General features: G+C 64.2%; 12 protein-coding genes. 5 read left to right on the top strand and 7 right to left on the bottom strand.

Annotated elements, in window-relative coordinates; translation table 11 throughout:
* Positions 1 to 77 precede the first annotated feature (77 nt).
* Entirely contained in the window at positions 78 to 659 is a 582-nt protein-coding gene (locus ACOKS3_RS13030; protein WP_422763155.1) for a LysE family translocator, read from the top strand.
* Here ACOKS3_RS13030 and ACOKS3_RS13025 read toward each other — a convergent pair.
* The gene (locus ACOKS3_RS13025) at positions 644 to 1,483 is read right to left on the bottom strand and encodes an AraC family transcriptional regulator (RefSeq protein WP_422763154.1); all 840 of its coding nucleotides are present in this window, start codon (positions 1,481 to 1,483) and stop codon (positions 644 to 646) included. The two genes, ACOKS3_RS13030 and ACOKS3_RS13025, sit on opposite strands and share 16 nt — an antisense overlap.
* Before the next feature lie 10 nt (positions 1,484 to 1,493).
* Positions 1,494 to 2,036 (bottom strand): helix-turn-helix domain-containing protein, encoded by a 543-nt coding sequence (locus ACOKS3_RS13020; protein WP_103447091.1) that lies wholly within the window; start codon positions 2,034 to 2,036, stop codon positions 1,494 to 1,496.
* A gap of 151 nt (positions 2,037 to 2,187) precedes the next feature.
* On the opposite strand from ACOKS3_RS13020, the gene ACOKS3_RS13015 reads away from it, so the two are divergent.
* The gene (locus ACOKS3_RS13015) at positions 2,188 to 2,970 is read left to right on the top strand and encodes an aldolase (protein WP_103447090.1); all 783 of its coding nucleotides are present in this window, start codon (positions 2,188 to 2,190) and stop codon (positions 2,968 to 2,970) included.
* Between the two features lie 33 nt (positions 2,971 to 3,003).
* Entirely contained in the window at positions 3,004 to 3,891 is an 888-nt protein-coding gene (locus ACOKS3_RS13010; RefSeq protein ID WP_422763153.1) for a dihydrodipicolinate synthase family protein, read from the top strand.
* 68 nt (positions 3,892 to 3,959) lie between these two features.
* Here ACOKS3_RS13010 and ACOKS3_RS13005 read toward each other — a convergent pair whose 3' ends face one another.
* The 3 genes from ACOKS3_RS13005 to ACOKS3_RS12995 all read right to left on the bottom strand — a co-directional run bounded on the left by ACOKS3_RS13005 (position 3,960) and on the right by ACOKS3_RS12995 (position 6,913).
* Positions 3,960 to 5,378, bottom strand: a complete 1,419-nt coding sequence (locus ACOKS3_RS13005) for a short-chain fatty acid transporter (protein ID WP_103447088.1) — start codon at positions 5,376 to 5,378, stop codon at positions 3,960 to 3,962.
* Positions 5,379 to 5,522: 144 nt separating this feature from the next.
* A complete protein-coding gene (locus tag ACOKS3_RS13000) occupies positions 5,523 to 6,179 on the bottom strand; it encodes a CoA transferase subunit B (RefSeq protein WP_103447087.1) in 657 nt (218 codons plus the stop codon).
* A 35-nt stretch (positions 6,180 to 6,214) separates the two neighbouring features.
* Positions 6,215 to 6,913: a CoA transferase subunit A gene (locus ACOKS3_RS12995; protein ID WP_027916752.1), complete on the bottom strand. Its 699-nt coding sequence runs from the start codon at positions 6,911 to 6,913 to the stop codon at positions 6,215 to 6,217.
* A gap of 140 nt (positions 6,914 to 7,053) precedes the next feature.
* On the opposite strand from ACOKS3_RS12995, the gene ACOKS3_RS12990 reads away from it, so the two are divergent.
* Positions 7,054 to 7,959 (top strand): LysR family transcriptional regulator, encoded by a 906-nt coding sequence (locus tag ACOKS3_RS12990; RefSeq protein ID WP_103447086.1) that lies wholly within the window; start codon positions 7,054 to 7,056, stop codon positions 7,957 to 7,959.
* Positions 7,947 to 8,768 carry an aldo/keto reductase gene (locus ACOKS3_RS12985; protein ID WP_103447085.1) on the top strand — a complete coding sequence of 274 codons (822 nt, stop codon included), beginning with the start codon at positions 7,947 to 7,949 and terminating at the stop codon, positions 8,766 to 8,768. Before ACOKS3_RS12990 ends, ACOKS3_RS12985 begins: the two co-directional genes overlap by 13 nt.
* Positions 8,769 to 8,783: 15 nt before the next feature.
* On the opposite strand, the gene ACOKS3_RS12980 is transcribed toward ACOKS3_RS12985, so the two are convergent.
* Both ACOKS3_RS12980 and ACOKS3_RS12975 read right to left on the bottom strand, forming a co-directional pair.
* Positions 8,784 to 11,897, bottom strand: coding sequence for an error-prone DNA polymerase (locus ACOKS3_RS12980; RefSeq protein WP_422763152.1), 3,114 nt, complete (start codon positions 11,895 to 11,897; stop codon positions 8,784 to 8,786).
* On the bottom strand, positions 11,873 to 13,291 hold the full coding sequence (locus ACOKS3_RS12975) for a Y-family DNA polymerase (protein WP_422763151.1): 1,419 nt from the start codon (positions 13,289 to 13,291) through the stop codon (positions 11,873 to 11,875). Before ACOKS3_RS12975 ends, ACOKS3_RS12980 begins: the two co-directional genes overlap by 25 nt.
* Between the last annotated feature and the right edge of the window lie 3 nt (positions 13,292 to 13,294).

The raw sequence follows: 13,294 nt of genomic DNA, 5'->3' as shown, positions 1-13,294 counted from the left end.
AGGGGACTATTCTTCAATACCCATGCCGGTCAAGGCCGCAGGATGGCGGCATCGTCCAACACACGGAGTTACGGAACATGAGCCTCTCCCTTTCCATGGCCGCATTCGCCCTTGCTGCATCGATTTCTCCCGGGCCGGTCAATGTAGTCGCCCTCGGCAGTGGTGCCCGTCATGGCCTGCGGGCGAGCCTGTGGCATGTGACGGGTGCGACGCTGGGCTTCTGCCTGCTGCTGGTGCTGGTTGGCCTGGGCTTGCACGAACTGCTGTTACGCTGGCCATTGCTGGGCGTGGCGCTGCATTGGGGCGGCGTGGCGTTTCTGCTGTACATGGCCTGGAAACTGGCCAGCGACGATGGCCAGCTGAATGGCTCAGATCAGCAGCGCGCACCTTCGGCCTGGCAGGGTGCAGCGATGCAATGGCTGAACCCCAAGGCCTGGCTGGCAGCGGTGGCGGGCGTGGGTGCTTACACCGGTGGCGAACAACAACTGCTGTGGTTGTTCACCTGGATCTACGGGCCGATCTGTTTCGTTTCGGTAGCCTGCTGGGCCTGGGCCGGGAGTGTGATCCGACAGTATCTTCGCAAGCCACGGTATCTTCGGTTGCTGAATCGCGGGCTGGCTGTATTGCTGGTGGGAAGCGCGGTCTATTTGCTCGTTTGATGTCGCCAGGGCCGGCCTTCTCGCGGCTTTAGCCGAGAAGAAGCCGGCACTGCATCGCGGTAATGCCCAGGTGTCGCCGCCAGGTGCTGCTTGAACGCCCGCTGCAAGTGCGCCTGATCGGCGAACCCCGCCTCCTGCGCCACCTCGGCGATAGCCCTTCCGTTGCGCAATAGCGCCCGCGCATGCTGCACCCGTTGATCCAGCAGATAACCGTGTGGCGTCAGGCCAAAGCGCTGGCGGAAGGCCCGGATCAAATAAGAGCGTGACAAGCTACAGGCCGCGCAGACATCCTCAAGGCTCAGCGGGTCTGTGCGATGGGCCCGGATGAACGCCGCTGCCGCGTCCAGTTGCGGATGGTCCACTCGCGCCTCATCTGCCAATGGCTGCAAATAGCGTGGGAGATCGCAGAAAAAACCCGCCAGGCGATCTTCACGATCGTTCAGTTCGTTGTCGAACAGGTCGGCAAACAGCTGCAGCAAGCGGCTGTACAAACACGGCGAAGTACTGACTGTCTGTGCTGGCAATTGGAAGCCCAGAGCCTGCAACCACGGCATGTCGACGAACAGCATCAGGTACGACCAGGGCTGGCCGGCGATCGGGTTGCAGGTGTGCACCACTCCTGGGTTCATCAACACCGTGGTACCGGCCATTACCTCGACCTGACTGGCACCGCTCAGGTAGGTACTGCAACCACCGGTGATCACGCCGATGGAAAAGCTCTCATGGGAATGGGCGGCATAACAGACCTTACGCCCATCCCCCACGCGCCGGGCTTCGACGAACGGCAATGCAGGGTCCCGCCAGAACCGCGACACCTCGATCATCGCCCTGCCCTCAGTCGCTGCTGTGCTGCACCACCACCAGCAGCTGCGCTGGCTGCTCGCCGACCGAACGCAGGCGGTGCGGTGTCTGGGCATTGAAGTGCAGCGCATCGCCCTGCTCCAGCAACACCCGTTCATTCATGAAATCGACCTCCACCTGGCCTGCGTGGACGAACAGAAACTCCTCACCCTCATGCTCCTTGAAGGTCGGGTCGCTGAACTCGGTCGGCGGCTGGATCAGGAACGGCAACAGGCTGTGCTGCCCGAACTGGCGAGTCAATGCCGCATAGCCCGGCCCATGGCCATCGCCCACCAGCGCCTGGCGCTCGCCCTGGCGTACCAGGCTGTAGCGGCTCTGCCCGGCCTGCTCCTCGGCGAACAGCTCTTCGACATTGACGTTCAACGCGCGTGCCAGCTTGAGCGCAGCAGCGATCGACGGCGTGTTCAGGCCACGCTCCACCTTGGACAGGTAGCTCTTGGTCATGCCGGATTTTTCGGCCAGTGTCTCAAGCGTGACACCAAGTTTTTTTCTCAACAATTTCAATCGGTTAGGCATGCGACGCGATTTTCCAGGATCAACAGGCTTGTCTATGACACTTTGTGTCATATAGGATTATTTGTGTCTCGCGCTTACCCGTTCCCCAACCGACTAAAGCTTTGGAACAGGCCAGCGCTGACATCGCTCATCACGCCACAGAGGAAAACCCATGGCCAAGACCCTGACACACAGCAAGGACCAACTGGTCCAGCAGGCGCTGACGCAGATGCAAGGCTCGCTTGCCGATACTACGTGGAATGTGCGAGAAAAGCTGGCCTTGACCTGCCGAATTCTGTTCGACCATGGCCACGACTCCGGTCTGGCCGGGCAGATCAGTGCCCGCGGCCCGCAACCTGGCACCTTCTACACCCAGCAACTGGGCCTGGGTTTCGATGAAATTTGCGCCAGCAACCTGCTGCTGGTCAACGAGGACCTCGAAGTGCTCGAAGGCCAGGGTATGCCCAACCCGGCCAATCGCTTCCACAGCTGGGTGTACCGCGCCCGCCCGGACGTGAACTGCATCATCCACACCCACCCGACCCACGTCGCCGCGCTGTCGATGCTGGAAGTCCCGCTGCAGATTTCGCACATGGACCTGTGCCCGCTCTACGACGATTGCGCCTTCCTCGAAGCCTGGCCTGGCGTGCCGGTGGGCAACGAGGAAGGGCAAATCATCAGCACCGCGTTGGGGGACAAGCGCGCCATCCTGCTCTCGCACCATGGCCAGCTGTCCACCGGCACCAGCATCGAGCAGGCCTGCGTGTATGCCCAGCTGATCGAGCGCGCCGCGCGTCTGCAATTGCTGGCGATGTCGGCCGGTACCCTCAAGCCCATCGCCCCGGCACTGGGCCGTGAAGCCCACGACTGGATCGACCGGCCCAAGCGCCATGCCGCTGCCTTCAACTACTTTGCCCGGCAGTGCCTGCGCACCCATGTCGACTGCCTGAACTGAACCCTGAATGCCTTGCTTGCGGAGCCTTTTAAAATGACGACTGAAATCCACGGCATCATCGGCTACACCATCACCCCCTTCAGCGCTGGCGGCGAACAACTCGACCTGCCCGCGCTGGGCCAGTCCATCGAACGCCTGATCGACGGCGGCGTGCAGGCCATCGCGCCCTTGGGCAGCACCGGCGAAGGGGCCTATCTCAGCGACAGCGAATGGCAGCAGGTGGCCGAGTACAGCCTTGCGCAGATCGGCAAACGAGTGCCCAGCATCGTCAGCGTGTCCGACCTGACCACCGCCGGTGCCGTGCGCCGCGCCCGCTTTGCCCAGGCCCAGGGCGCCGACGCGGTGATGGTACTGCCGGCTGCCTACTGGAAGCTCAGCGAAGCCGAGATCCTCCAGCACTACCGCGCCATCGGTGAGGCCATTGATATCCCGATCATGCTTTACAACAACCCGGCCACCAGCGGCACGGACATGTCGGTGGAGCTGATCCTGCGTATTGTCCGGGAAGTGGCCAATGTGACCATGGTCAAGGAGAGCACCGGCGACATCCAGCGCATGCACAAGCTGCAGTTGCTGGGGGAAGGCCAGGTGCCGTTCTACAACGGCTGCAATCCACTTGCGCTGGAGGCCTTCGTGGCGGGTGCCAAGGGTTGGTGCACGGCAGCGCCGAACCTGATTCCGGCACTCAACCAAGGTTTGTATCAGGCAGTGCTGAAGGGAGACCTGGCGCAGGCCAGGGCGCTGTTCTACCGGCAGCTGCCGTTGCTGGACTTCATTCTCAAAGGCGGGTTGCCAGCGACCATCAAGGCTGGGTTGGCAATGACCGGTTTGCCGGTGGGTGAACCACGCAAGCCGGTGTTCGGGCTGGACGAGCCAGGTCGAGCGGCGTTGGCGGCATTGTTGGCAAAGCTGACTGACTGAAAACCTGCACCGGCCTCTTCGCGGCGGTATTACGCCTCGAAGAGGCCGGTACAGATAACACAACTATTTCAAGGCATCACCGGGGGAACGTATTGCAACGTGGTGCCCAGTGCCCACAGCAACACCAGCACCAACGGCACATGCACCAGCAACTGCACGAACGAAAAACCGATCAAATCACGCGCCTTGAGCCCTAACACCCCCAGCAATGGCAGCATGTAGAACGGGTTGATCAGGTTCGGCAGCGCCTCTGCGGCGTTGTAGATCTGCACCGCCCAGCCCAGGTGGTATTTCAGGTCGTTGGCCACCAGCATCACGTACGGTGCTTCGATGATCCACTTGCCACCACCCGACGGGATGAAGAAGCCCAGTACTGCCGAGTAAACGCCCATCAGCAGCGCGTAGGTGTCATGGGTGGCGATCTGGGTGAAGAACAGCGAGATGTGATGGGCCAGGGTCTGCTCATCCACGCCCTTGACCTGGGTGAGGATCGCAGCGATCGAGCCGTACAGCGGGAACTGGATCAGCACCCCAGTGGTGGTCGGCACGGCGCGCGCCACGGCATCGAGGAAGCTGCGCGGGCGCCAGTGGAGCAAGGCCCCGAGCATGATGAACAGCAGGTTGTAGGTGTTCAGCCCGGAAATCGCGGTGATCGCCGGTTTGGTGGCGAACTCCTGGTACAGCCAGCCAGCGGCCAGGGCCACCAGCATCAGGATCAGGATCGGGCTGTGCTCCAGCCATTCGCCCGGGCGGGTGCGCTTGGGCGCCGGCGGTGCAGTGAAGCTGGGGTCGACGCCACAGTCTTCGGCGCTGCGCGCACTGTTCGGGCCGGGGGCCGTGGCGTAGGCGATCACCAGCGAGACGATCACCAGGGCGGCCAGCATCACGCCGGATTGCCAGAGGAAAATGGTTTCGGTGAACGGGATCACGCCGGTGATCGACAGGATCGAAGGCGGCAGGCTGGCCGGGTTGGCCTGCAACTGCGCAGCCGAGGACGACAGGCCCAGCGCCCACACAGCCCCCAGGCCCAGGTAGGCGGCGGCACCGGCGGCGCGGTAGTCCATCTTCAGTTCGGTGCGACGGGCCAGGGCACGGACCAGCAGGCCGCCGAACACCAGCGACAGGCCCCAGTTGAGCAGCGAGGCCAGCATCGAGATCAGCGCAACCCAGCACACCGCCGAGCGGCCGTTCTTGGGGATGCGCGCCAGGCGGTCGATCAGCTTGGCGGCGGGTGGCGAGCTGGCCACCACGTAGCCGCCGATGACCACGAAGGCCATCTGCATGGTGAACGGGATCAGGCTCCAGAAGCCATCGCCGAAGGCCTTGGCGGTGTCGGTCGGCTTGGCGCCCATGGCCAGGGCGCCAATGCACACCAGCAGCACGGCCAGGGCGGCGAATACCCAGGAGTCGGGGAACCAGCGTTCAGCCCAGTTGGAACAGCGCAGGGCAAAGCGGGCGGAGCGGCTGTCTTGGATTTCAGCGGCCACGGTTACTTCCTTTTATTGGTTTTATCGGACTTTTTCTGCAAAAACGCAAAAACCCTGTGGCAGCGGGTTCACCCGCGAAGGTGGCGGTGAATGTACCGACGCCTTCGCGGGTGAACCCGCTGCCACAGGGGACAGTGTGATGCTTTAGAAGGTCATTTCCTTGACATCGTCCGGCACGATCAGCTTGCCGGCAGTTTTCTCGATGATTTCTTCAACGCTCACCCCCGGCGCGGTCTCGCGCAGGATGAAGGCGCCGTTTTCGATCTCCAGATAAGCCAGGTCGGTCAGCACCTTGCGGATGCAACCGGCACCGGTCAGCGGCAGGCTGCAGCGCGACAGCAGCTTGGACTCGCCATCCTTGGAGGCGTGGGTCATGGTGACGATGATGTTGTCGGCACCGGCCACCAGGTCCATGGCGCCGCCCATGCCCTTGACCAGCTTGCCGGGGATCATCCACGAGGCGATGTTGCCTTCCACGTCCACTTCGAAGGCGCCCAGCACGGTAAGGTCGACATGGCCGCCACGGATCATGGCGAACGACTGCGCCGAGTCGAAGATCGATGCGCCGCGGCGGGCGGTGACGGTCTGTTTGCCGGCGTTGATCATGTCGGCATCGATGGTGCTTTCGGTGGGGAATTCGCCCATGCCGAGCAGGCCGTTTTCGGACTGCAGCATCACGTCCATGTCGGCCGGTACATAGTTGGCCACCAGGGTCGGGATGCCGATGCCGAGGTTGACGTAGTAGCCGTCCTTCAGTTCACGGGCGACGCGTTGCGCCATCTGTTCGCGGGTCAGTGCCATGGTCAGGATCTCTTTGTTGTTCTGATGGACGGCGCTCAGGCCTTGACGGTGCGCTTTTCGATGCGTTTTTCGAAAGTGCCGACGATCACCCGGTCGACGAAGATGCCCGGGGTGTGGATTTCGCTGGGCAGCAGCACGCCAGGCTCGACGATTTCTTCCACTTCAACCACAGTGATCTTGCCAGCGGTGGCCGCCAGTGGGTTGAAGTTCTGCGCAGTGTTGCGGTACACCACGTTGCCGTAGTGGTCGGCCTTCCAGCCCTTGACGATGGCGAAGTCGCCGGTAATGGATTCTTCGAGGATGTACTTGCGGCCCTTGAATTCGCGCACTTCCTTGCCGTCGGCAACCGGGGTGCCGTAGCCGGTGGCGGTGTAGAAAGCCGGGATACCGGCGCCGCCGGCGCGCATCTTCTCGGCCAGGGTGCCTTGCGGGGTCAGTTCGACTTCCAGCTCGCCACTGAGCAGCTGACGTTCGAATTCGGCGTTTTCGCCGACGTAGGAGGCGATCATCTTGCGGATCTGCCGATCTTCCAGCAGCACACCCAGGCCAAAGCCATCGACACCGCAGTTGTTGGAGACCACGGTCAGGCCCTTGACGCCTAGGCGCTTGATTTCAGCGATGAGGTTTTCGGGGATGCCGCACAGGCCGAAGCCGCCGGCCAGCACCGTCATATTGTCGGTCAGGCCTGCCAGGGCCTCTTCATAGGTTGCTACGCGCTTGTCCAGTCCGGCCATGCTGATCCGCCTTTTGTAGTTGTTGAACCGACGAGGCTGTCGGTGAGCGTGTGCGACCATCTTCACCGCTGGCGACTTATTTGTTAATTTTGTTTTCATCATCGATTGATAACTTTTCCAAAACAGCGATCGAGGCTGCCATGAACGTCAAGCAACTGCGCGCCTTCGTCGCCGTCGCCAAGTACCAGAGCTTCGCCCAGGCCGGTGAACACCTGCATGTGTCGCAACCGGCCCTGAGCCTGACCATCAAGGCGCTGGAGGAAAAACTCGGCGGCGCCCTGCTCACCCGCACCACCCGCAGCGTCAGCCTGACCGCCGAGGGCGAGGTGCTGCTGCCGCTGGCCCGGCGCCTGCTGGCCGACTGGGACGACACCGAAGAGATGCTGCGCCAGCGCTTCACCCTGCAGCTTGGCCGCGTGTCGGTAGCGGCCATGCCGGCCTTTGCCGGCAACCTGCTGCCGCATTCGCTCAAGGTGTTCCGCCAGCGCTACCCCAAGGTCAATGTCACGGTGCATGACGTGATCAACGAACAGGTGCTGGAACTGGTGCGCCATCGCCGCGTCGAACTGGGCATCGGTTTCGAGCCGGATAACAGCGAAGGCCTGAACTTTCACCCGTTGTACATGGACCGTTTCGTCGCCGTGGTGCCGGCCGATTCACCGCTGGCCTTGCAAACCCAGGTCACCTGGGCGCAGTTGCTGGCGGAAGACTTCATTGCCTTGCAGCGCCCGTCGGCGGTGCGCCTGCTGCTGGAGCAGAACGTCGCGGCACGCCACGGCAAACTGGCGGTGGCATTCGAAAGCCACCAGCTGTCGACCATCGGCCGCATGGTGGCCAGCGGTCTTGGCGTCAGCGCGGTACCGGCGCTGTGCATCAACCAGATGCAGGAACTTGGCGCACGTTGCGTGACGCTGGTCGATCCTGCGGTCGAACGGCGCATCAGCGTGATCGCCCTCGCCGACCACAAGCTTTCCACCGCAGCCCAGGCGCTGCTCGAGGTGCTGCTTTCCCATACCCAGACTCCGGAGGTGACATGCGTTACGTGAAACTGGCAGGTTGCAGCGTGCCGGCCATAGGCCAGGGCACCTGGTACATGGGCGAAGACCCGGCCCGCAAGGCTGCCGAAGTGGCCGCCCTGCAACAGGGCATCGAACAGGGCATGACCCTGATCGACACCGCCGAGATGTATGCCGAAGGTGGCGCCGAGGAAGTGGTCGGCCAAGCCATTGCCGGGCGTCGTGACCAGGTGTTTCTGGTCAGCAAGGTGTACCCGCACAACGCCAGCCGCCGTGGCGTGCCTGAAGCCTGCGAACGCAGCCTGCAGCGCCTGGGTACCGAGGTGATCGACCTCTATCTGCTGCACTGGCGTGGCCAGTATCCGCTGGAGGAGACAGTCGAGGCGTTCGAGCGCTTGCGCGAGCAGGGCAAGATCCGCCGTTGGGGGGTGTCCAACTTCGATGTCGATGACCTGCGCGAACTGCACAACCCCGATTGCGCCACCAATCAGGTGCTATACAACCCGGCGCAGCGTGGCATCGAGTTTGACCTGTTGCCGTGGAGTCGCCAACGGGGCTTGCCGACCATGGCCTATTGCCCGCTGGCCCAGGCCGGGCGGTTGTTGCAGCATCCTGTGCTGAGCGAGATCGCCGAGCGCCATGGGGCGACGCCGGCGCAGGTCAGCCTGGCCTGGGTGACGCGGGAAAACGATGTGATTGCCATTCCCAAGGCGGTATCTGCAGAGCATGTGCGGTTGAATGCGGCTGCCGGGGCGCTGACCCTGACCCTTGAAGACCTGCGGTTGATGGACCGGGCATTTCCGGCACCGACGCGCAAGCAGCATCTGGCAATGGTCTGACAGAAGCTATCAAGGTCAGTGAAAGTCCCGGCTTTTTACATCCAGCCCCTGTAGCAAGGGGCTGATGTCCTCCAGCCGCCGGGCGATCAGATGCCGCACCCCGTTCTCCTGCTCCAGCCGCCCGCTCACCTTGAGTAGCTGCGACCCCACCAGCGCCCTCCGCTGCCGCTCGGCCAAGTCGCGCCAGACCACCACGTTGACCATGCCGAACTCATCCTCCAGCGTAACGAAGGTCACCCCGCTGGCGGTCTGCGGCCGCTGTCGCCCCACCACCAGCCCGGCCACGGCAATCGCATCGCCATGCTCGACCCCAGCCAGTTCGCCAGAACTGCGACAGCCCAAAGCCCGCAACCGTGAACGCAACAGCCTGAGTGGATGCGGGCCCAACGTCGTCCCCAAAGTGTCGTAATCGGCAACCAGGTCCTCGCCAACCGTTGGCACGGGCAACGCCACTGGCGCTTCCGGCACTGCCTGCACCTCGGCAAACAGCGGCAATTGCGCCTGCACCGCCGCCACCTGCCAGCGTGCCTGGTGGCGGTCACCGGCCAAGGCTCGCAGTGCCCCCGCATCGGCCAGCCGGGCGCGGGCGCGGCTATCGAGCCCGGCGCGCAGGCACAGGTCTTCGACATCCCGCCAAGGGCGCTGCGCCCTCGCCTGCTCCAACCGGCGGGCATCCACCTCGCTGAAACCCCGGATCTGTCGCAGCCCAAGGCGGATAGCCAAGACACCGTGGCGATCGGGTTCCAGCGTGCAGTCCCATTCGCTGTGGAACACGTCCACCGGGCGTACCTCGATCCTTTGCCGCCGCGCCTCCTGCAGCAGTTGGTCCGGGCTGTAGAACCCCATCGGCCAGCTGTTGACCAGCGCGCAGGTGAAGATCGCCGGCTCATGGCACTTGAGCCAGCTGCTGGCATAGCACAGCAAGGCGAAGCTGGCCGCGTGCGACTCAGGGAAGCCGTAACTGCCAAAGCCTTTGATCTGCTCGAAAATACGCTCGGCGAACGCCAGGTCGTAACCGTTGCGCAGCATGCCCTCGACCAGCCGCTGGCGATGGGGTTCCAGCCCGCCATGGCGCTTCCAGGCTGCCATGCTGCGGCGCAACTGGTCAGCCTCGCCGGGGCTGTAGTCGGCGGCGACCATGGCCAGTTCCATCACCTGCTCCTGGAACAGCGGCACGCCCAGGGTGCGCTCGAAGACCTCCTTGAGTTTTTCCGAGGGGTAGGTCACCGGTTCCTGCTTGAGGCGCCGACGCAGGTACGGGTGAACCATGTCGCCCTGGATCGGCCCGGGGCGCACGATGGCGACCTCGATCACCAGGTCGTAGAAAGTGGTGGGCCTGAGCCGCGGCAGCATGGCCATCTGTGCCCGCGACTCGATCTGGAACACGCCCATGGTCTCGGCGCGGCTGATCATGGCGTAAGTCGCAGGGTCTTCACTGGGGATAGTCGCCAGGGTCAACTGCCGACCACGGTGGCGCTGCAGCAGGTCGAAGCAACGGCGCAAGGCGCTGAGCATGCCCAGGGCCAGCACATCGACCTTGAGCAGGCCGACCATGTCGAGGTCGTCCTTGTCCCACTGGATCACCGTGCGCTCGGCCATGGCGGCGTTTTCCACCGGCACCAGGTGGTCCAGCGGCTGTTCGGAAATGACGAAGCCACCCGGGTGCTGGGACAGGTGACGGGGGAAACCGATCAGTTCACCGGCCAGGACCAGGATGCGCCGCAGCGACGGACTGCCGGGTTCGAAGCCGGCCTCTGCCAGCCGCTGATCGTCCGGGATACGGTCGCTCCAGCGGCCGCAGCACTTGGCCAGGGCATCCACCTGATCGGCAGGCAAGCCCAGCACCCGGGCCACATCACGAACAGCGCCGGCAGCGTGATAGGTATTGACCACGGCAGTCAGTGCGGCGCGGTGCCGGCCGTAACGGCGGAACACATACTGGATCACCTCTTCGCGCCGGTCATGCTCGAAGTCCACGTCGATATCGGGCGGCTCGTTGCGCTCACGGGACAGGAAGCGCTCGAACAACAGGCGATGCGCCATCGGGTCGAGCTCGGTGATGCCCAGCACGAAACACACCACCGAGTTGGCTGCCGAACCACGGCCCTGGCAAAGAATGTGCTGGCTGCGGGCAAAGGCGACGATGTCATGCACGGTGAGGAAATAGCTCTCGTAGCCCAGCTCCTCGATCAACGCCAGTTCCTTGTCCAGCACCGCTCGTACCTTGCTGCTCGGCCCTGACGGCCAGCGCAGAGGCAAGCCCCGCTCGCACAATGCGCGTAGCCAGCTGGCAGGTGTATGGCCCTCGGGCACGAGCTCGCGTGGGTACTGGTAGCGCAGTTCACTCAGGTCGAACTGGCAACGCTCGGCGATGACCAGGCTCTCGGCCAGCAGGTCTGCCGGGTACAGCTCGGCCAGTTGCTCCAGCGCACGCAGGTGGCGCTCGCCATTGGCGAACAGATGGCGCCCTGCTTCGGCCACGTTGCAGTGCTGGCGGATGGCGGTGATGCAGTCCTGCAGGGCGCGCCGGCCGCGGACATGCATGTGCACGTCACCACAGGCCACGGCACGGATGCCCAACTGCGCCGCCAATTCGCGCATGCGGGACAGGCGCCGGTCATCATCACTGCCGCGGTGCAGGTGCACACCCAGCCACAATCGCTCGGCGAACAGGCCGCGCAGCCAGCGGCCGGTCGCCTGGTCATCGCAATCTTCGGCAATCCAGAGCGCCAGCAAACCCTCATGATATTGCTGCAGGTCGTCAGCGAACAACTGGTAGTCAACCTTCCCGGCCCGCCGACGGCCACGGGTAATCAAGGCGCAGAGGTTCTGGTAGCCCGTGAGGTTCTGCACCAGCAAAACCAGTTTGGGTCCATCCTGCAGGCGCACTTCGCTGCCGACGATCAGGCGCAACTGTTGCGCCTTGGCGGCCTGCCAGGCGCGCACGATACCGGCCAGGGTGCACTCGTCAGTGATCGCCAGGGCCTGGTAGCCCTGCTCGCGGGCGCGGCGGAACAGCTCTTCGGCGCTCGATGCACCGCGCTGGAAGCTGAAATTGGACAGGCAATGGAGCTCGGCATAGCCCGGCGCATAGCCTGGCGCGTTCATGCGAACCAACCCTGCAGCCACAGCGGGCCGGGTTGGGCCAGGTCCTGATAGGCCCAGCCACGCAGGCCATCGCGGGTTTCGATGCAGTAGTAGTCCCGGCGCACGTCGCCACCGTCCCACCAGCCAGACTCGATGCGCTCGGCATGCCCGAGCAGTATGTGATCAGTCGCTTCCAGGGCCTGCGGTGTGGGCAACAACCAGCCTGGGCGACTACCGGGCAAGGCTGGCAGGCTGCCCTGGGCGCCCTGCTCCGCTGGCTGCCAGGCGCACTCCGGGCGATGGTCGGCCTCGGCGCGCAGCCCTTTGACGGCTTCATCACCCAGGCGCGCGCGCAGCCGTTCGCGCAGTTGCTCCCAAGGCTGGGCCTGTTTGGCGCGAGGGTCGAACAGTGCCTGGTGCTGGGGCACGAAGGGCGGCAGGTCATCGGCGACCAGCCGCAGGTTACGCACCGGTGCCGGGATGCGCAGCGGCTCCAGGCGCCCACGGGCCAGCTCGAACAGCATGGCGGCGTCCCGCTCGGCGGCCAGCAGGCCTACCTGCAATTGAGTGTCCGGCCCTTCGACGTGCTCCAGGTACAGGCAAAAACGCTGCACGCCGCAGTCGCGTCCGGCGAGGAAGGCCGCCAGGTCATTGAGCATGCGCCGCAACGGGAACAGCAAGGCCTGGTGCGATTCGACGTCGAAGTTGAGTTCCAGGCGCGTTTCGAAGCGGTCCGGCGGCTGATAGAAGTTGAGCCCCATTGAGCGCAGCCCGAGCAACTGGTCCAGGTGCAATTGAACCTGGGCGGAAAAACGCCTGGCCAGCGCATCTCGCGGTAGGGTCAGCACCTGGCCCAACTGATGCAGACCCATGCGGGAAAAGGCTTCGGCAGCTTCCGCTGGCAACCCGACCCGCGCGATCGGCATGCGCGCCAGCGCCGCACGAGTCTGGTCGGCACAGGTCAGTGCCAGGCCATCATGGCCGTTGGCAAGCATGCGGGCCGCCACCGGGTTGGTCGCGAGCACGATGCGCTGGCGCAAGCCCAGTGCAGCCAGCTCCTCGCGCAGGCGGGCCTCGAACAGCGGCCAGGGGCCGAACAGCTGAAGGCTGGAGCCGACTTCAAGCAACAGGGCGCGTGGGTATTGAAGGCTCACCTGGGCACTGAAGCGGTAGGCCCAGGCCGCCAGCAACTGCTGCAACTGCTCGATGCGGGCCGGGTCGGCCTCGACACAGTGGAACCCGTCGGCCAGGGCCCGCGCGGCCGTCAGTGTCTGCCCCGCCCGCAGGCCAAGCGCCGCCGCGGCGGGATTGACGGCTTGCAGCAAGCGGCGCTGAACGGGGCCGCCGATCAGCACCAGTGGCGCATCGGCGTCGTCACGCTCGCGCAGGATCGAGTCCAGCGCCAGCTGGGGCAGGAGAATGCAGGCCCAAAGCATGAT

Source organism: Pseudomonas sp. HS6-2, from assembly GCF_049325675.2.
Lineage (GTDB): Bacteria > Pseudomonadota > Gammaproteobacteria > Pseudomonadales > Pseudomonadaceae > Aquipseudomonas > Aquipseudomonas putida_N.
This window is presented reverse-complemented; position numbering and strand designations above follow the sequence as displayed.

Coding starts and splice junctions, on each gene's coding strand:
- ACOKS3_RS13030 (WP_422763155.1), top strand. CDS start 78: ATGAGCCTCTCCCTTTCCATGGCCGCATTCGCCCTTGCTGCATCGATT.
- ACOKS3_RS13025 (WP_422763154.1), bottom strand. CDS start 1,483: ATGATCGAGGTGTCGCGGTTCTGGCGGGACCCTGCATTGCCGTTCGTC.
- ACOKS3_RS13020 (WP_103447091.1), bottom strand. CDS start 2,036: ATGCCTAACCGATTGAAATTGTTGAGAAAAAAACTTGGTGTCACGCTT.
- ACOKS3_RS13015 (WP_103447090.1), top strand. CDS start 2,188: ATGGCCAAGACCCTGACACACAGCAAGGACCAACTGGTCCAGCAGGCG.
- ACOKS3_RS13010 (WP_422763153.1), top strand. CDS start 3,004: ATGACGACTGAAATCCACGGCATCATCGGCTACACCATCACCCCCTTC.
- ACOKS3_RS13000 (WP_103447087.1), bottom strand. CDS start 6,179: ATGGCACTGACCCGCGAACAGATGGCGCAACGCGTCGCCCGTGAACTG.
- ACOKS3_RS12995 (WP_027916752.1), bottom strand. CDS start 6,913: ATGGCCGGACTGGACAAGCGCGTAGCAACCTATGAAGAGGCCCTGGCA.
- ACOKS3_RS12990 (WP_103447086.1), top strand. CDS start 7,054: ATGAACGTCAAGCAACTGCGCGCCTTCGTCGCCGTCGCCAAGTACCAG.
- ACOKS3_RS12985 (WP_103447085.1), top strand. CDS start 7,947: ATGCGTTACGTGAAACTGGCAGGTTGCAGCGTGCCGGCCATAGGCCAG.
- ACOKS3_RS12975 (WP_422763151.1), bottom strand. CDS start 13,291: ATGCTTTGGGCCTGCATTCTCCTGCCCCAGCTGGCGCTGGACTCGATC.